We start from the raw sequence: 17,521 nt of genomic DNA on the forward strand, positions 1-17,521 counted from the left end.
TTAAGAGTGGAAGAGCCGGTCTAGGAATTCTCCGTTTTTTCGAGAAGAAAAATAGGGGGATTCGGCGATCACGGAGAGTTCCGCTCCTTGCGCTTGGAGAAAGAATACGATCTTTTCCAGGCCCAATAATTTTCTTATTACTCCCGACTTGTGGAGGATCTGCAATCCGGATTGATTGGGTTCCCAATGGATGGATTCTCCGCCCAACCATCCTCGTCTGGTAAGTTTCAATCGGGAACCTTCCCACTGAAGGTCGTTGAATAAGTTCCTGTCCAAAAAGCGGTACAGATCCAGAAAGAAAGCGAAAGCGACGTATCCTACGATGATCATGGCGGAATATTTATATAGAACAGGGTTCACGAGTAAAGGAAGCTTTAGTACTTTCGGAATCTGAAGAAAGTCCACGAACTTGAAGAGTAGGTCCGCCAAGGGTTTTTGAAAAGCGAGAAGGAAATTCAAGAAAAATGCATACACGAAGATTCCTAAAATCGCGGGGATCACGTTCTTTTTCAAAAGCAGTGCGGAAATCCGCTTCTTTCCGCCTGGAGAAGAAGATTGCATCCAATCTCTCCAGGAACCGTTTTTTTGCTCCGGGACTTTCGTTTGATTCATACTTTTTCCTCGACTCGGATTCCCGTCTTACGCTTTCTATTCTTCCAAAGGGAAAGAAGGCCTTCCTCCACCTGTTTTGCCGTGGAATCCCAGGACCAATCTTGGGACTTTTTCCGAGGAGGCGGAGTGCCTCGCGTTCCCGCTTTTCGTAAGGCCTGCACCCAAAGGGAAACGTCTTTCGGCGGAACAAAATCGTCCGTTTCCGAATCTAGGACCTCGTGGAATACGGGGATATCCGAAGCGATACAGGGTTTGCCTTCGCGAATCGCTTCCAGGAGCGGTAGTCCGAAACCTTCATGCAGGGAAGGGAACAAAAAATAGGAACAGTTTCTATATAGCCATCCGAGTTCGCCGTCGCTCGGGTTTTCGATGAAATAAATCCCTTCGGATTCCGTGCTACCGTCCCGCAAAATCTCGGTCAATCCGGCGGATTTCCATCCTAGACGTCCGGCGAGGACCAATGCGAACGGATATTTAGGATCACTTTTTTTTAATGTACGATACGCTTCCACGAGAGTGCCGATGTTTTTTCGCGGCTCCAATGTCCCTACGGAAAAAAGAAAATTCGTGGGAAGGACTTTCGCGGGAGGTGTCACAGATTCGAATCCTTGTGCACCGGGATAGACGACCTCCAGTTTTTCCGCGGTGCTCGGAGAGAATTCCCGAATTTCTCTCTCCGTATTTTTGGATAAACAGAAGATTTTTCCCGCTCTTTTTAAGGTTAGCGGGGAGAAAATTCTATGTTGCCAATAATTCGCGGTCGTCATCGTTTCCGGTGCGGATCTAAAATTCAAATCGTGATAATTTACCGCCATCGGAATGCTCCTACCCAGGAAGGGCAGTAGTTGGAGCGTTCCCCAAAAAACGTCGATTCTATGAGCGCGAAATATGGAAGGCATGGTAAAGTTCAGCCAAAAGAGACCGGGAAGTTTACTCGGCAGAAATGCGGGAGTTCTTTTCGCCAATTCCTGGAATGTCGGATGAACGGGTTTATTCGAATATAGATAGTATTCCAAAGGTGAATTCGGATTCAAGACCCGCTCCAGAACTTCCGCCAAGTACCTAGAATTTCCGTTCATCCCGTAGGATAAAGGCCTCGCATCGACGGCGATTCTGGGTTTGTACTTCAAGGTTTCCTTGGCGATCAGCATATTCTTAAGTCCGTTCGGGTCTTAAAAAGAAAAGGCAGAGATATTGGATGAAGCAGATATAGAACAAGTAGGAAAACATCATCAATTTCTCCTCCGCCGTCGAACCGATAAAGGAGCGGTTCAATAACAGAACTAGCAATGCCAGAATTAGGAAAATAACGGCCGCCTTATTCTTTTGCAGGACTTCTTCCCATTCCGCCAAATTAGGTAACCGCTCTTCTACAGGCCAGAAGGAGGATAGTACGAAAGCGGCGGGGAATAATAGGAAAACAAAAGCGTGAACCCAGGAGATTCCGCTGAACATCACGGAAAAAAAGAATAGCCCCGACAAGAGAAAGCCGTCCGAAGCGCCCTTGTAAGCTTTGTAAAGATATGGCGCGGAAATCCCTAAAGTCGAAAGCGTAAGGATCCACTTGACTTGTTTTACATTCAATTCCCAAAAAGGCATACCGAATCGTCCCTGATTCATGATGTCGGCATATGGAAGAAAATATTTCGCGATCGTGGAACTCAAACTTTGGTTGTTTTTCCACGCTCGTAATGCGGGCGATTTCAAATATTTTTCCAGCACTAATTCGTACCAGGTACCGTTCATTTTCCAAGTAAAGGCAGGATCCGCGATCGCAGGTAGGACCACCCAAAGGAATCCGAAACCTAACGTATAGAATATCACGGAATATCTTTTTTTAACCAAGAAATAGAATAGGAACGCCGCCGGAGTGATTTTAATCACGATCGCTAAACTAAGTAAAAGCCCGGCTAACCAATCCTTTTTGACGGACACGGCGGAAAGAACGAGGAAGAGCAGAATGAACCCGACCTGATTGTTGTTCTGGTGGTTTTCGATAAAACGGTAACAGAGAAAAACGAGGCAGGTCAGAAATAGGAATTTTTTTTCCCGCCCGAGGAGTCCTGCGATCAGGAAAAGGCTCGCGACCATGGCCGCAAAATTCAGGGAGAAAAAAATCCCCGAAGCGACGGGATATTCCAGATAGGAAAGGGGAGAAAGTAAAAAAGCGAACGTGGGCGGATAGATGTAAGCCCCCACGTTATCCATTTTGGTTTGGAGTCGTACAAAAACCTCAGGTTTGAAGATGTCCTTCAGGTCGAGTTTCCCGGACTCCAGTTCCTGGACCAACTCATCCAGTACGTCCAAATCATACAGGTCCTTATGAGCGGAAAAGTTTTTGGAAGCCTCGAAATAATCTTTGAAATCCGAGGACACCGAGATCCTGGAGATCCCGTTCAAAAACAGAAAGATTAAAAGTGCGAGGAATAAAAATAGAGGCCCTCGTCTCCGAAGATCGATCCGCATTCAGGTACTGTTTTCCGGTAGCCCCGAAAAGCCAACCAAATAACCGACCGGTCTCTCCGCCGAAATTCGGAGGTAGAAAAATCGATTTTCTCCGGGAGAGCGCCGATTTTTCTGGAGGTATGGAGATTGGAGATCTTTCCGAGTATTCTTTCAATCTTCCCGAAGAGTCCATCGCGAAGGTGCCGGCTGTCAATCGGGACGGAAGCCGACTTTTGGTTCTTTCCTCTACCGACGGTGTTTTGAAAGAGGAACCGTTCTTTACGGAAATTCTGAAATATCTAAAAGAAGGCGACGTATTAGTCGCCAATTCCACAAGAGTCGCTCGGAGACGGGTGTTTCTCCGTACTCTTTCCGGAAGAAGGCACGAGGCTTTATTTTTGGATCCGAGCGAAAGGCGGAACGAGTGGAAAGCCTTAGTCCGCAATTCCAAAAAATTGAAACCCGGAACGGTTCTGCAAGACGAGATGTCCGGTCGCTTTCAATTTACCGTTACCGGTAGAGAAGAAGAGATCACGTTACTTGCGACCCCTCCCGATTTCAGGGAAATCGATTTCGAAACGATAGGTAGAATTCCGATCCCTCCTTATTTCAAGCGGGAAAGTTCGGAAGAAGATTCCGTCCGTTACCAGACCGTTTATGCGAAGACTTTGGGATCGGTCGCCGCACCTACCGCCGGGCTTCACTTTACACCCGAATTATTGGAACAGGTCCGTCGTCTCGGCGTCGAATTCGTGGAATTGGAATTGCGCGTAGGTTACGGAACCTTTTCCACTCTTACCGCCAAACAATTTCGGGAAAAGAAACTTCATGAAGAATTTTTTTCCATTTCTTCCGAAGTTGCCGAAACGTTAAATCTTGCAAAAAAGCAAGGAAGAAGGATCATCTCCGTAGGCACTACCACTCTGAGAGCTCTCGAAGCCTCCTTCGATTCGGGGACCCGAAGTTTTCTTTCCGGGGAATCCAGTACGAGGTTATTCCTTCAACCGGGAGATCCGATTCTGAGCTGCGACTGTTTGATCACGAATTTCCATTTGCCGGAGAGCAGCTTGCTGCTTTTGGTCTGCGCGTTCGCGGGAAAGGATGCCGTTTTAAATGCGTATCGCTACGCTTTGCGGAACGGTTTCCGCTTTTATTCCTACGGAGATGCGATGCTCCTACTGAATCGGCTCTAAGATTCTCTTTTATCCTTCTTTCTTATTTTTATTGAGCAAATCCGACGTCGGACGGAGTATGGAGAGGTGCTGCGCAGAGTACTTCCTTCCCAAGCTCAAACGAAATTCAAGGCCGTAAAACCGAAGCAACTGAAAGGTCTGCCGGATTTTTTGGTGTTCCACAAGGAAGAGGTTCGGACATTTCACCAGGCTCTGGAAAATCCGGAGCTATTCCGGCACATTCTGATCACCGGACCGGAAATCGAATCCAATCTTCTACAATTCGCCCAGTACTTGACGGAGCAGGTGAAACATAGGCCGGTCATCGCGGAACCTACGCCGACCTTACTTTCCCTCGCGGGCTATCCCAATTCGGAAAAGTACCGGCCCGGGAGGATCGCCGAAGCGGAGGACGGTTTATTGCTACTGCCTTTGCGCCCTTTAGTGGAAGACCCGGATCTCTATTACTTTTTGAAAGGCGTATTGCTGACCGGAAAGATAGATTTTCTCGCCTTACCGGAAGGACCGGATTCGCGTCATATCAATCGGTTTCATCCTAGCATAGAGTCCCGGTTCCGACTGATCCTAATCGGGGAGGAAACGGAAGTGGATTCCATTTCCCAATTGGATCCGGATTTTTACGGCGGATTCGATTTTAAAATCCACATGCCTTACGAAGTCAATCTTACCTCCGCCTGGCTTCCCGTATTTTCCGGATTGGTAAAATCCTGGGAAAAACCGGGCTATCCTTCCTTGGACCAAAGCGCGTTAGACGCTCTTTTGGAATTGGCTCTTCGGTGGAACGATAGTCAGACAAAACTTTCCCTGCATCTTTCGGAATTACGTTCTTTTGTGACCGAAGTACTGGCTCTGAGCAAGAAAAGCAAAAGAACCTTGGGCCGAGCCCAGATCGAGGCCGCTCCGGAGGAGATCCAAAAACGTACGGCAATTCATAAGAGAAAATACCGGGAGAACATTAAGGAAGGTTTAATTTCGGTTCCGTTGAAGGGGAAAAAGACGGGACGCATCAACGGTCTCTCCGTGATTCTTTTGCAATCCTCCCTTTTGGATTTCGGACAAGTAAATCAGGTCTCCGCTCGGGTTTCCTTGGGAAGCGGAAATCTGATCAATATAGAGAGGGAAGTGAACCTTTCCGGCGATCTGCACGACAAGGGAGTGTTTATTCTTCAGTCCTATATCAAAGGAATGTTTTCCCATATCCAATCCTTCGGACTGGACGCTTCGATTTTGTTCGAACAGAACAGCTCCCCGATCGACGGAGATTCCGCTAGTTGTGCCGAATTGCTCGCCCTTCTCTCTGCCTTGTCCGATTTGGAGATCCCCTGCAATATCGCGGTCACCGGCGCCTTGTCCCAATACGGCGATATTCTACCGGTCGGATCCGTGAATACGAAGATCCAAGCTTGGTATGACGTGACAAAGTTGGCGGGTTCTCCGAGTGAAACGTATACTCTTTATCTTCCGAAAGACAATGTGAGGGACTTAAATCTACCCAAGGAGATTCTAAACTCCATGAAAACCGGCAGATTTAAAATCGTTTCCTGCTCTCATGTGGAGGACTTAATCCCAGAGGTGTTCGGAGCTCCCGCCGGAAGAATGACCAAATTCGGATCTTATCCGTCGGGAAGTCTATTCCGATTGATAGAGGAACGGATCGACAAAAAGCGAGATTCGGAAGAATCCTCTTGAAGGAGAGAAATACTTGCCTCATGTGCGAGGGAGAAAATCCTTTCTCTTAAGACTCGGATTTTTCCGGAAGAGGAATAGAAGATGTTAGGCAAAAGCCTGGAAAACCTGAAACAGATGAATCAGATGCGCGTTCGGATGAAGCGTCTGGAGAAAGAATTACAGGCGCTCTCGTTCGAAGGCAAATCCAAAAACGAATGGGTGACCTGCATTTCGGACGGCAAATTGACGGTCCAGGAAATCCGCATCGAAGACGAACTGCTGGCAAAAAACGATAAAAAGCTTCTGCAAAAAAGCATCAAGCAGGCAGTGAACCAATCCATAGATTTAGCTCAAAAAGCGGCCGAAGAAAGGATGGGAGAGTTCAAGGGTCTTCTTTCCAATATGCCTTAGTCCTTCAAAAGGGGGATAGGATCGTCGTCCGATTCGAAGCGGAATTCTTTAAAAAATCATGAGGACAAACAGGGTTCGGTTCGTCCGAATCCGGTAACACGATCCCGGCCGTCGTCTCCTCGTCCGAGCTCGTTCGGGCGTAGGAAAAGGAAATTCCGCCTGCGCGATAGGGCTCCGTATTGATCTGCATGGAATATAAGGTTCCGCTAAAATTCTTCTTGATCAGGAATAGGCCAGGGCTAGCGTTTACGTTTTGTCTGTCCACCCTTACGAATTGGAATTGTCCCGGATTCAGCGTCCAGAGAGGGGAAATGTCGGATAAACGGTACGGAAGGTAAAGTCCTTCCAAATCGATTCCATCCATATTGATTCCGATTAACGGAAATCGAAACATCACCGATTCGAGAGATTGCAATAACGCCGCAGATCCCGTCGTATCCGTTCCCGCTTGTACGAAATCCGGCGTATTATCGCCTATCGATTGCCAGAGAAAGGACGCGAACATTTTACGGAACGTATCCGCCGCCGCAGGACCCAATTCTCCGACGATCGGATCCTGTGTCGTGTAGGCTGCAGAAGTCCTACGAAAAGTTTCGAAAAGATTGACCGCGTCGGTTCCACGGAAGCCGGCAATTCCCTGCACGCTGGCTCTGAAAAATAAATCCCTCTCATCGGCGCTTCCTCCCGCGGAAAGATATAGGTATTTCATGAACGGATAAGAGAAGGCGTAGTCCACCACGGAGTTGTAAAGCGGACTCCCGAAAAGTGCGGTTCCGTTGACACCTCTGGCACAGGCCCCGGGCATATTTCCCCGATAACAACGGATTCTTGCGGATTGCGGAGAGTAACCTGCGATATCCGAAGCCACTTCGCTGGTGCCTTCGTTGATCCAGGTTTCGTCCCGATTTCCTCCTTGGGCTAGAGCCAAAGCTTCATATTGGAAACGCACCAAATGTTGGTACTCGTGGGAAAGAGTCGCCAACAACGTGTCCGGTTTTCCCGCAGCCAAATCCCTGTTCCGAAGATCCACCAGTTGGACCCCGTCCAAATAAAGCATGTCCTGATAGTTGGATCGGATGCGGGAGAAAATACTGTCCGGATAATAGTCTGCAGGATCGAAATAGCCCGCCACGAAGGAACCGCCCGGGAGACTGCCGTCCCGGATATCAAGGATAAGAATGGTAACTTTTCCATCCTTGTCCAGGTCGTTCGGCGTTCCGAAAGCCGACGTCAATCTAGGATGGATTTGCGAGTCGAATTCGAATGATATATTCTGATAATCTAATGTATTAGGAAGAGTATTCTCGGCATAGACGTTCACGTATTGACCCGAAGCGGCGAGGTGTGCTTGGGTGCAATAGGAGGCGTTGGAAACCAAGTCTCTCGCCCAAAACGCTCCGTCTCCGGAACAGTTCGGAGAATACGCCACTAACGAAAGCAACTGGCTTGCCGAGGACGAATTTCCGTCCTCTTTCAGATTCGGATGAAGAAGATTGGAACAATATCCTAAGAAGAGGGCAAGGATCGTTAGAAGGAAAAACCGTAAAACCCGAAGAGACGTGCCGATTCCTGTCCGGAAAAGGACTTTCAGAAAGACCGATTCTCCAGTTTGGAATCCGTTCATGAGGAACTCTTTCCGGAATAGGAATCTGCTTTACGCGGTGATCGACCTATCCTACGGTCAATTAAGAAGGATCCCCGTTTCGGAGCAAGTCGCATTGACCTTTTTGCATTTTAATCGTTGGAAATATTTTTCCAATTTTGGAAATATATTTTTTATCACTTTGTTCGTTTTACAATGTTCCTTTCGTCCTTCTCCGATAGATCGTCCGGATATAATGAACTACCCCGAAGGGATTACCGCACTTCCCGAAGACGGTGAATATTTCTCTCCGATACGATCTCTTCCCACCGGCTTCTATGTTCGACAGGTATTCATGAACAACAAAAGGCATAGACCGGAATTTTTGATCAGCCAGCTCACCGTGACCGAAGCTAAGAATTGGGAAGAAACAAGGTTCGAAGGAAAGCTCGTGGCAGATCCGGAAGGGAAAGGATTTCGCTTTCGTCCCAAGCTTTGCAGGATATTCACCAGTAAGGGTCCGGGGGATCGATGGGCGTTGACCCGTGCATTCGAATGTGATCATTTCGAATTTCTAATATGGAAAGCGGGTCCGAACGAGATCCGTCTCGTTCCCGGACCCGAGGGAGAGGAGGAAGGGCTTCTATTGAGGCGCTCCGCTTCCTCGGTCCCGGGAAGAGTGACCGCAGTCGTATTGAGAGCAAAGGAAGGAATTCTGGAGATTTGGGGGATTCGACTCGCGAGGGTAAGAAAGGAAGCGACTTTGGTGATCGAAAAACCTGACGGTAAAAGGACAAGGTTAAGGTCCTTGAAAACGGTGGAAACTACGGGAGAAATACAGGCCGACGGAAACATTCTCCGTCCGGGAGATCTGATCCTGTACACGAATCCCGGAGAAGCGGGACCGTTGGCTTACGAATGATTTTCGAGTTAGGGTTTAGGGTCCAGCCCGGTTTCGGAATCGAGTATTTTACGTAAGCCCGGAAAGATTTTGAGATAGGGAAGTTTCCTTCGTATTTCGGAAATTTCCTCGTCGGATACCTCCGTCCCATCCAATTGAAGATGTAAGAGTTCGCTTAATCCGTACAGCGGGAGTAGGTTCCTTACTTTCGTTCTTTGCAGGTACAATTCCCTTAATTGGGAACAGTTCAAAAGGGGCTTTAAATCCGATACGAAAGTATTCCTGAGCTCCAGATGACGAACGGCACAACCTTTGCCGAGAAAGTCCAGGGAATCCACTTTCGTGTCGGAAAGTTCGATCCGAGTCAATTGGTTCCAGGAGGTATAAGTGGCGAGATCCGAATTTTGCAGCGGGATTCCGTTCAGTATCAGAGAATCCAATTTGCGAACTTTCTCCAAGGGTTTGAAATTCCGAACCTTCGTTCCCGAAAGATTCAAATAACGCAATTTCGGCAGATCGGGTAGGGCTTCCAAGGAAACCAGATCCGAAGCGGGAAATTCCAAGGTTTCCACCTTCGAAAAGGAAGCTAGATCCATTAATTCGGGAGTCTGGTCAAAGCCGATCCAACGAGTATCCTGGTGATAAAATGCGATCGTTTTTCCCGAAGAATTCCGTATAGGCAGTCCAGCCTTGGTATGAAAAAGGCAATGGCAAAGTAGGAAGCCGAAGAGAAAAAAAATTCTGCCCACGGATGCATTTTAAGAAAGAGGAATCGGATTGGAAGCCCGTTTTTTCCCGGAACGTCTTCGGGCCCGGGATTTAATCCGGGTTGACATAGCCCGCGAATAAATCGCAAGATCCTTACTGTGAAACCGCAAGTTTTCTTCGGGATTGCAATATGAGCGAAGATAAAAAGGGCGCTTCCAGAAAAACGAAACAGAAAGAAGAGATTTTTCGCGTAATTCAGGATGCGAAAGGCCCTCTCTCCGTAAAGGAAATACACGACCTCTCCAAACTTTCCCTGAAAAATATAGGAATCGCCACGGTCTATCGTACGGTGAATCATCTGTTGGAATCCGAAAAGATCCACGAAATCAAATTACCCGGAGAATCATCACGCTTCGAAACCAGTCATCTGGAGCACCATCACCACTTTCATTGCACCGAATGCGATCGTGTCTTTGACGTGGAAGTCTGTCCTTTTCCGATCGAGAACCTACCCAAAGGCTTTCGGGTGGATTCCCACGAGATCCTACTCTACGGCGTCTGTTCGGAATGCAATAAAATCCAAAAATGAACGAAAAAAAAACTAAAGTGCGCGTTCTCTTTTTGAGCATAGCGTTTCTGCTCTCCTTCTTTTTTTTAGATAGAATCATATTCCCTTCTATTCTATTCAATTTTCCTAATGAATTAGAATGGGATACTTCCCCATGGTACAATTTTCTGGAGAAGAGGCGGAGGATTCGGTTCGATCGGGACGAGTCCGGTATTTTAGCGGTAGGAAGCAGTGTTGCCCTGTATTCCCTGTTTCCGGATCGGTTAACGGAAAATTTAAGACGAAAGGCTGAAACCGGAACAAATCCGATCCGGGCGGAATTCTATGCCCACCCCGCCTTGACACCATCGGATTTTTATTATTATCGGGAAGACATAGCCTCCAAGAAGCCGAAATTGGTCGTCTATGTTCTGAATCCGGCGGATTTACAATTGGATTATCTCGTAAGCGAACTGGAATTGAAGACCGGAAAGCTGGACCCTTCCATCCCGTTCGAAGAGGAAAGATTATTTTCGGATTTCAGTCGGGGAAGACACCAAAATAGGATTCTGTATCCGGATCAATTCTTTCGGGAAAATGCCGATCGGATTTGGAAGTTAGGCAAACCGGTGTTCTTGGAACTCTTGTCTAGATCCTTGTTCCTGCTGACTCGGTACCGTAATTTCGTATATGATCCGTTCGATTCGTTTATCGAACACCATCTTCGTAGCGGACGTTCGTATCATTATTATACGGGTATTCTGCCGGAGGAAGGAATTTACCTAAGAGGCTGGACCAAGCCGAAGTTCCATATCGAGTGCGAACTCAAGGACGGAAAATTGGTCGATAGCTTTTTTTCCCAAAAGAAGAACACCGGATTAAAGATCTTTCAGGAAACTCCGGAAGAACTATTGTTATTGAACGAGAACTTCGAAAACCGAGGTTGGCACGGATTGGAGTTGCGGTTTCCGGGTAACGTGGAGAAAGTCCGACTACGTTTCGAGATCGAACCGCCAGTTTCTTCCGACGAAGTGGACGATCGCATCTTCGGAATTCCGGAGATTTACGGGTTCAGACTTTCCCAGAATTTCTGCCGTAGGGATTTTCGTAAAAATATCTCCTACGATCGGATTCCCGGAATAGACGACGATCGGATTTCCGCTCTGAGCGACGCCGCTTATTTAGAAGATTATGAAAAAAGAATTTATAGGAGCGAAGATGGAGAGGCAGCACTGACTCGTTTGAAAGTGATTCGGATGGCCAAACGAAAGCTGCGGGAATCAAATTCCTATTTTTCCTGGTCGGAACTGGAATATCTGAAAAAAGGAATCGGGTTTTTGGAGCAGAAAGGGATCCGGGTCCTATTGATCAATTCCCCGGAAAATCCGCTGGAAAGATCGTTATACGAGGAAAGTCCTTGGTACAAAGGATACGTTTCGTACCTGGAAAATCTAGGCGGAAACAGATATACCTTTAAGGACGCTAGGAATTTATTCTCGGACAAGAAGGACTTTTTGGATCCGCATCATTTGACCTTTCGGGCCGCCAGATTCGCTACCGACGAGTATTCGAATTGGATCTTCTCCGAATTATCTTCCATCGAATAGGAGTTTCTCTTGTTTCAATTCAGATCCTTTCCCGTTTTTCGAAAATTCCGGTCCGACGCGATAAAAATATTAGAAAAACGAAATGTAGTATTATTGATTTTTTTTCTGACGTACGTCTTTTCCTCCGTTTTAGTCTGGAAAAAGTACGGTTGGAATCCCAGTTCTCAGGTGAATTTCGGCCGAGAATTCTGCCAGCTCAACGCGGATCGCACTCCGGACGGCGCGATCGTATTTTTGGGCGAAGAGGGAAATCTCGGATCCGGTTATGACGGTCAGATTTTTTACTTCTATTCCAGGATGCTTTCCGATTTCGGATTGGATTGGCCTAAGGGGTTCGAAACGAGTGTCAGGGCGCCGAGGATAGGGTATCCTCTCTTGGTTTCTCCTTTCGGATGGTTCGGCAGGACAGGTACGATCTTCGGAATGTACTTCCTGCATTTTTTACTTTTGGTCCTCTCTTTTTTGGCGCTTTACGATTTGTTGCCGGAAACCAGAAAATTCTTGGCTTCGTTCTATCTTTTTTCTCCCTTCGCACTGGGGGGCTATGTTCTTCTCGTTTCGGACGCGATCTTGGCGAGTCTTTTGGTCCTCTGTTATTGGGCGTACCGAAAGGATCGGTTTTTGCTTTTCTCTTTGTTGGGCGGACTTGCTCTCCTTACGAAAGAGCAGGCGCTTTTTCTCTTGTTCCCCCTCGGTTTGGATGCACTCATGAAAAAGGAATTCCGCCGAGCTCTTTGGGTCGCGAGTAGTCTCGTTTTGCCGTTAGTTTGGAATCTTTATCTTCGTTCCGTTTTGTCGGAATCCTCGCCGGCCAGGTTCGCGGAATTTTTCGATCCGTTAGGCGGTATTACGGGCTATCTTAGAGAGCTTTATGAGGCTTTTTTTTCCGGATCATTGTCGGAAGAGGGCGGAAGGTTGCGGGCGATAGCGAAGAAATTCTCCCGCTTTTCCCTTCTTTTATTGTTTTTCAGCGGATGCATCCTTCTCTTTCAAGGAGATAGAAGAAAAGGATTTCCGTTCCGTTTGGGACTGGGTCTGACCTTATTTTCCGTTTTTTCGGCCGGTTACGTGTTGTATTGGGCTACGTACGAAAACATTTCCCGCATGTTTACGGTTTCCATTCCGCTTTTGGTGTTTTGGCAGGCGGAAGACGAAAATCTTTCCGCTTGGCATTACTGGGGGATTGTCGCGTTCGTATTGGCGCTTTTTTTCGTAAAGATCGCCTTTATTTCCAAGCCCTTGGCGTACTCGATCTGGTAGTCGTTATTTCCGTTCACCCATAGCGGAGGCGGGAATTTTGTACTGCGCTCCTATTCTGGAATTCGCTTTTGCCATCTCTTTCTTATCCAGTACCACTTCGGTTCCGTCGTCTAACTTTAGAGAGACGGTATCTTTTTTGGACTCTCGGACTTTGCGCATGAGGTCTTGGATGGAATTCACTGAAATTCCGTCCGCGGATTCCAGGATTCTTCCGAAAATGTCGTGGTATCCGTTATTGGATTCGTCGGGGATCACCTGGGATAGGAGTACGATACGACTTTGCGGTTCCCCTAAAGAACGGAATTTGTGGTAATCGTAGAGATACAGAAGTTTTTTATCCACCCTCGATCTCCAATCCTTTCCCCATTCCAAAAGGTAATTTTCGGAAAGTTCCAAGAATAAGAAGCCGCCGTTTAAGTAATAATCGGGCCGGTTGGAAGGGTCTCTATGTGGAATCCGAACGGCGGAATAGGGAAAGGGTTTTAAGGGAAGGTCCATTTCCATCTTTTTCTTATCTCTCAGGATCAGAACCGGAACGGTTTTCCCTATTTCATAACCGAATTCGTCTCCTGCGTGGGCAAGAAAGGAAAAAACCTGTTTGCCGTACGTAGAATGTTCGAAGTAGCCTTTGGAATCTATCTTCTTGCCGCCGAATTCCAGAATTACGTCCCCCGCTTTGAGTACTCCGTCCGCAGAACTTCCGGGAAGCACTTCCGCCACGAGAATTCCTTCGTTTTTGCCGGAGATTCCGTAGAACTCTTTCGTAGCGGAATCCGTGACGGGGCGATGGCGGAACCCCTTGTACGCGATCCGATCGGATTTGCCGGAAAGCCCTAAAAATTTACGGATCAAAAAGGAAGGAATGGCTCTACCCGCGTTTTTATCTCCGGTAAAATCGAACAGGATACCGGCGGCTTTTCCATCCGAAACGATCACCTCCCCGTTTCCGTTCAGGGTTTCCGCGGAGTTCACATCCAAGATCGGCAGCTCGACTTGGCCTTGAGGATACAGGTCCAGATCCAAACTGAGTAAGGCCCCGCTCGCACTTTGTATGGACCCCGAGTTATCCAATTGATAAATTGCGATCTGTTGAGGGTAGACGATTTTTTGCTGGAATTCCAGGGGCTTTAGGTCTTCGAAGAAGCCTTTTTCCTCTACGGTCAATAGCGCGAGGTTCGTTTCCGAATCGGTACGGGAGATATCCGCTTTGGTTTCCGTATAGGAGGAGAATTTTTTGACTTCCACCAAAGTGGAATACTGGAGGATCTGCGCGGGAACCAAAATGCGGTTTCCGTTCACGACTATGCCGACTCCTCTTCTTACCCGAGGGTTCTTTTTTTTCCAAGGAGAAATATAGTCCGGCTCTTGGTAGGAAACTTTGATTTGAACGATGCTTTTTTCAAAACCGTTGTCGGACCGATTGGAGACGGTTCCGGAAGTTTTCGTCTCGGAGTTTTTTTTAACCGAAAATTTTGAGGTTTTCCCGTTTTTGGATTCGGTCGAGGAAACGGTAAATACGAGAAGGAATAAGAGAAATAGAATGCGTAATTTCAAAGAATCACTCCAGTCCGTACGTGGAACGGATTTGTTTGTCGGCGGCTTCCGCTTCCGAGCGATCTAGAATCAGGGGAAGTTCCACATCCAGAAATTTCAATCTTAGGTATCGATCCTTCGTTTTAGCCAAAGCGGATTTCAAATCCGCGAGACTGTTCACGGGAGAACCGTTGACCGACTCGACGACCAGATTTAAAAAATAATCGGAAGAAGAATTTACGGGATGCGCCAACTTTCTGTACAGAACCACGTCCGCTTTTTTGGATCTGTTGATTCCGTCCGGGATAAAGTATTTGTACCGGTATAGGAATTGGCTCCCGCCGGAAGTATTTCCGGCACGACTCCAAGTCGCCAGCAAATCCTGGGACATTTCCTGAAAGAGGAGGCCTCCGATCATCGCGTAATCGTACGGGGCATCGTATCTGTTCCGCATGAAATCGAAGTCGGGCATTCTCTTGGCCTCGAATGAGATGTCCGTGAATTTCCCTTCGCGAAAAACCTTAAACCTGATCTTGTCTCCCGCGTGTTTGTTGTCCACGTTCTCGGTAAAATCCACCCTCGCGTCCTTGTCGAGAGTCGTGGTTCCGTTTCGGCCTATGGGGCTTCCGTCGATTTCCGTAAGATAATCCCCTTCCTTTAAATATCCGTCCGCCGAGCCATGGGGGAGAATCCTCGTGACGAACACTCCTTCCAACCCGTCCGGAATTCCTTTCGCTTTTCTAAGGGATGCGTTAAACGAATTCAAAAAACTGATTCCGAGTTCGACGTAACCGTCGTAACTTCCGTCCTCTATGTCCGTCAGAAAATGTCGGATTACGTTCGTGGGAATGAGATAGCCTATGTTTTCTCCCTTTGTCGCCACTTGAAACGCGACTCCGACGGCCTTGTCTCCTTGGATTGCAGGTCCCCCCGAATTTCCGGGGTTGATGGCGGCATCCACTTGGAGTACCAAATGACTGTCTACGGAAGAGTGGGAATATTCCGATTGTTCCTTTCTGGAAACGATTCCTCGTGTGACGGAGACCTTATTCCCTCCGATCGGATATCCTACCACGATCAAGGGAGAGTTTAATTCCGGAATTCCTCCGAGCTCCAGGTCTCGGGAGTCCTTATAAAACGTTCCGTCTTCCGCTTCCAAAATCGCGAGGTCGCAATCGTGGGCGATGAAGAGAATCTTGACCCTATACCATTCCGTTTGGTCGTATCTTTGCACTTGGATGAATTTTGCATTGGATACCACATGTGCGTTCGTAAGGATCCGTTTGTTTCCGATCAGGAATCCGGTTCCGGATCCGGCTCGGACTCCGTCCGTGGTCCAAGGGGAATACGGATTGATTGCCTGGGAATAGACTTTAATTTGAACGACGGCTTTTCGGATTCCGTCGAAATCCGTTTTTTCTTCCGCGGCTGCGGGGACGGAAATGAGAAGGATAAGAATGCTTAAGGAAAGTTTTTTCAGAGCAGACATCGAGCGTCAATGGCCCTCGAATTCGCAGATAGAATAGACTTCTATGCCCAAGTCCCTTTTTAGTTTGGCGGCTCCGCCCAAATCGGGTAAGTCTATGATCACTCCCGCTTCCGCCACTTCGGCTCCTAAACGTTTCAATAATCTGGCGGCGGCGAGCATGGTGCCTCCCGTCGCGATCAAATCGTCCATCAAAAGAATCCTGTCACCCGGAGTGATGGAGTCCTTATGGATCTCGATGACGTCCTTTCCGTATTCCAGATCGTATTCTTCCGTTACGGTCTCCGCGGGAAGTTTTCCTTTTTTTCGGATCGGAATGAATCCGGCACCCAATTGAAATGCCACCGGAGCTCCGACGATAAAACCTCTGGCTTCGATTCCGGCCACTTTCGTGATTCCTTTACCGGTATATCGATCCACAAAAGTACCGATGGTAAGCGCCAAGCCTTCCGGATCGAGTAATAGGGAGGTAATGTCTCGAAAAAGGATGCCCTTCTTCGGATAATCTGGAATGGTTCGGATTTTTGATTTAACGACGGACATAGGCTCGAAGTCCTATTCCAATCTTCGGAAGCGCGGGAACAATTCTTTTTTGGAAGCCGCCCCTATTTAAGAGCGGCCTTCCGTTCGGTTTTAATATGCTTTGGCCCGTAAGGCGGCAATCCTTTCGTCTAGAGGAGGGTGGGTCGCAAATAGAGATGCCAGTCCTCCCGCTCGGTTCGAAATCTTAAGAGTAGCGATGGATTCTCCTCTTTGGTCCACCGGATCCATAGTAAAGCCTGCTTTCAATCGTTCCAAAGCCGCGATCATATTGCTCCGTCCCGCCAATCTTGCTCCGCCCGCATCGGCTCTATACTCTCTGGCTCTAGAAACGTAGGCGACCACGATGGAACCGAGTAGACCGAAGACCATGACCAGAACTTGCTGTATCATAAAGCGCATAAAATAGCCTCCGCCTCCTTCCCTTTCGTCGTTCCGACTCAATTGAGAGGCGATGAGCGTGCTCACGATCCATGCGAAGAAGAATACGAAAGAGTTCACCACTCCCTGTACCAAGGTCATGGTCACCATATCCCCGTTGGCTACGTGGGACAATTCGTGACCGAGTACTCCGTCGATTTCTCCGCTATCCATTCCGTTCAATAGTCCGGTGGAAACGCAAACCAAGGCACTAGATCTACCGGGACCCGTCGCGAACGCATTGACTTCCGGAGATTGGTAATACCCTACTTCCGGCATAGGAAGTCCGGCCGCGTCGGCTAATCTTTTGACTCTGGCTACCAGGTCTCTCTGCCATCCCGAGGCCGTGCTCGGATCTATGATCTCCACTCCCATCGCCATCTTGGCGGTGAATTTGGAAATCATCAGGGAAATAAAAGCTCCGCCCATTCCCCAAACCGTGCAGAACAGAAGCAATCCGCCGTACGAAATTCCGGACTTCTCCAAGTAACCGGCGAGGCCGGTTATCCTGATCAAAAACGCGATCGTAAAGACGACGGCCAGGTTTGTAATCGCAAACAATCCGATTCTACGAATCATCCACATAGGTGAGTTTTTCTCCTTATCTA

16 protein-coding genes are annotated in these 17,521 nt (G+C 47.9%); 7 read left to right on the top strand and 9 right to left on the bottom strand.

Annotation, left to right across the window (positions count from 1 at the left end):
• The 3 genes from EHO61_RS05720 to EHO61_RS05730 are packed head-to-tail and all read right to left on the bottom strand — an operon-like array spanning window position 1 to window position 3,078.
• Window positions 1–612 (bottom strand): LIC20162 family protein, encoded by a 612-nt coding sequence (locus EHO61_RS05720; protein ID WP_135812680.1) that lies wholly within the window; start codon window positions 610–612, stop codon window positions 1–3.
• On the bottom strand, window positions 609–1,763 hold the full coding sequence (locus EHO61_RS05725; RefSeq protein WP_167884814.1) for a glycosyltransferase family 4 protein: 1,155 nt from the start codon (window positions 1,761–1,763) through the stop codon (window positions 609–611). The genes EHO61_RS05720 and EHO61_RS05725 overlap by 4 nt, the downstream gene beginning before the upstream one ends.
• A gap of 4 nt (window positions 1,764–1,767) precedes the next feature.
• Window positions 1,768–3,078 carry a glycosyltransferase family 87 protein gene (locus EHO61_RS05730; protein WP_135812681.1) on the bottom strand — a complete coding sequence of 437 codons (1,311 nt, stop codon included), beginning with the start codon at window positions 3,076–3,078 and terminating at the stop codon, window positions 1,768–1,770.
• 119 nt (window positions 3,079–3,197) lie between these two features.
• Between EHO61_RS05730 and queA the strand changes: the two genes are divergently transcribed.
• The 3 genes from queA to EHO61_RS05745 all read left to right on the top strand — a co-directional run bounded on the left by queA (window position 3,198) and on the right by EHO61_RS05745 (window position 6,329).
• A complete protein-coding gene (queA, locus tag EHO61_RS05735; protein WP_135812682.1) occupies window positions 3,198–4,250 on the top strand; it encodes a tRNA preQ1(34) S-adenosylmethionine ribosyltransferase-isomerase QueA in 1,053 nt (350 codons plus the stop codon).
• Between the two features lie 66 nt (window positions 4,251–4,316).
• A complete protein-coding gene (locus tag EHO61_RS05740; RefSeq protein ID WP_135812683.1) occupies window positions 4,317–5,939 on the top strand; it encodes a S16 family serine protease in 1,623 nt (540 codons plus the stop codon).
• Window positions 5,940–6,020: 81 nt separating this feature from the next.
• Window positions 6,021–6,329: a YbaB/EbfC family nucleoid-associated protein gene (locus EHO61_RS05745; protein ID WP_135812684.1), complete on the top strand. Its 309-nt coding sequence runs from the start codon at window positions 6,021–6,023 to the stop codon at window positions 6,327–6,329.
• Window positions 6,330–6,333: 4 nt separating this feature from the next.
• Here the strand turns inward: EHO61_RS05745 and EHO61_RS05750 are convergent, their stop codons facing one another.
• Window positions 6,334–7,953, bottom strand: coding sequence for a peptidase M30 (locus EHO61_RS05750; RefSeq protein WP_135812685.1), 1,620 nt, complete (start codon window positions 7,951–7,953; stop codon window positions 6,334–6,336).
• Between EHO61_RS05750 and EHO61_RS05755 the strand changes: the two genes are divergently transcribed.
• A complete protein-coding gene (locus EHO61_RS05755; protein WP_246032028.1) occupies window positions 7,952–8,833 on the top strand; it encodes a hypothetical protein in 882 nt (293 codons plus the stop codon). The two genes, EHO61_RS05750 and EHO61_RS05755, sit on opposite strands and share 2 nt — an antisense overlap.
• Before the next feature lie 8 nt (window positions 8,834–8,841).
• Here the strand turns inward: EHO61_RS05755 and EHO61_RS05760 are convergent, their stop codons facing one another.
• Complete coding sequence (locus EHO61_RS05760; RefSeq protein ID WP_246032029.1) at window positions 8,842–9,561, bottom strand: leucine-rich repeat domain-containing protein; 720 nt, start codon at window positions 9,559–9,561, stop codon at window positions 8,842–8,844.
• 149 nt (window positions 9,562–9,710) lie between these two features.
• Here EHO61_RS05760 and EHO61_RS05765 point away from each other — a divergent pair, with 149 nt between their 5' ends.
• The 3 genes from EHO61_RS05765 to EHO61_RS05775 are packed head-to-tail and all read left to right on the top strand — an operon-like array spanning window position 9,711 to window position 12,934.
• Window positions 9,711–10,109 carry a Fur family transcriptional regulator gene (locus EHO61_RS05765; RefSeq protein WP_135812686.1) on the top strand — a complete coding sequence of 133 codons (399 nt, stop codon included), beginning with the start codon at window positions 9,711–9,713 and terminating at the stop codon, window positions 10,107–10,109.
• The gene (locus EHO61_RS05770; RefSeq protein ID WP_135812687.1) at window positions 10,106–11,674 is read left to right on the top strand and encodes a hypothetical protein; all 1,569 of its coding nucleotides are present in this window, start codon (window positions 10,106–10,108) and stop codon (window positions 11,672–11,674) included. The genes EHO61_RS05765 and EHO61_RS05770 overlap by 4 nt, the downstream gene beginning before the upstream one ends.
• A gap of 60 nt (window positions 11,675–11,734) precedes the next feature.
• A complete protein-coding gene (locus EHO61_RS05775) occupies window positions 11,735–12,934 on the top strand; it encodes an AZOBR_p60025 family cell surface glycopolymer formation protein (protein ID WP_135812877.1) in 1,200 nt (399 codons plus the stop codon).
• 3 nt (window positions 12,935–12,937) lie between these two features.
• Here the strand turns inward: EHO61_RS05775 and EHO61_RS05780 are convergent, their stop codons facing one another.
• The 4 genes from EHO61_RS05780 to htpX all read right to left on the bottom strand — a co-directional run bounded on the left by EHO61_RS05780 (window position 12,938) and on the right by htpX (window position 17,498).
• The gene (locus EHO61_RS05780; RefSeq protein ID WP_135812688.1) at window positions 12,938–14,488 is read right to left on the bottom strand and encodes a PDZ domain-containing protein; all 1,551 of its coding nucleotides are present in this window, start codon (window positions 14,486–14,488) and stop codon (window positions 12,938–12,940) included.
• A gap of 4 nt (window positions 14,489–14,492) precedes the next feature.
• Window positions 14,493–15,956 carry a S1C family serine protease gene (locus tag EHO61_RS05785; RefSeq protein ID WP_135812689.1) on the bottom strand — a complete coding sequence of 488 codons (1,464 nt, stop codon included), beginning with the start codon at window positions 15,954–15,956 and terminating at the stop codon, window positions 14,493–14,495.
• Between the two features lie 6 nt (window positions 15,957–15,962).
• On the bottom strand, window positions 15,963–16,496 hold the full coding sequence (locus tag EHO61_RS05790; protein WP_135812690.1) for an adenine phosphoribosyltransferase: 534 nt from the start codon (window positions 16,494–16,496) through the stop codon (window positions 15,963–15,965).
• Window positions 16,497–16,586: 90 nt separating this feature from the next.
• A complete protein-coding gene (htpX, locus tag EHO61_RS05795; RefSeq protein ID WP_135812691.1) occupies window positions 16,587–17,498 on the bottom strand; it encodes a protease HtpX in 912 nt (303 codons plus the stop codon).
• Between the last annotated feature and the right edge of the window lie 23 nt (window positions 17,499–17,521).

The sequence above is a fragment of the Leptospira fluminis genome, from assembly GCF_004771275.1.
In the GTDB taxonomy this organism is placed as follows: domain Bacteria; phylum Spirochaetota; class Leptospiria; order Leptospirales; family Leptospiraceae; genus Leptospira_B; species Leptospira_B fluminis.

Coding starts and splice junctions, on each gene's coding strand:
- EHO61_RS05745 (WP_135812684.1), top strand. CDS start 6,021: ATGTTAGGCAAAAGCCTGGAAAACCTGAAACAGATGAATCAGATGCGC.
- EHO61_RS05785 (WP_135812689.1), bottom strand. CDS start 15,956: ATGTCTGCTCTGAAAAAACTTTCCTTAAGCATTCTTATCCTTCTCATT.
- EHO61_RS05790 (WP_135812690.1), bottom strand. CDS start 16,496: ATGTCCGTCGTTAAATCAAAAATCCGAACCATTCCAGATTATCCGAAG.
- EHO61_RS05750 (WP_135812685.1), bottom strand. CDS start 7,953: ATGAACGGATTCCAAACTGGAGAATCGGTCTTTCTGAAAGTCCTTTTC.
- EHO61_RS05755 (WP_246032028.1), top strand. CDS start 7,952: ATGAGGAACTCTTTCCGGAATAGGAATCTGCTTTACGCGGTGATCGAC.
- EHO61_RS05725 (WP_167884814.1), bottom strand. CDS start 1,763: ATGCTGATCGCCAAGGAAACCTTGAAGTACAAACCCAGAATCGCCGTC.
- queA (WP_135812682.1), top strand. CDS start 3,198: ATGGAGATTGGAGATCTTTCCGAGTATTCTTTCAATCTTCCCGAAGAG.
- EHO61_RS05730 (WP_135812681.1), bottom strand. CDS start 3,078: ATGCGGATCGATCTTCGGAGACGAGGGCCTCTATTTTTATTCCTCGCA.
- EHO61_RS05720 (WP_135812680.1), bottom strand. CDS start 612: ATGAATCAAACGAAAGTCCCGGAGCAAAAAAACGGTTCCTGGAGAGAT.
- EHO61_RS05770 (WP_135812687.1), top strand. CDS start 10,106: ATGAACGAAAAAAAAACTAAAGTGCGCGTTCTCTTTTTGAGCATAGCG.
- EHO61_RS05765 (WP_135812686.1), top strand. CDS start 9,711: ATGAGCGAAGATAAAAAGGGCGCTTCCAGAAAAACGAAACAGAAAGAA.
- htpX (WP_135812691.1), bottom strand. CDS start 17,498: ATGTGGATGATTCGTAGAATCGGATTGTTTGCGATTACAAACCTGGCC.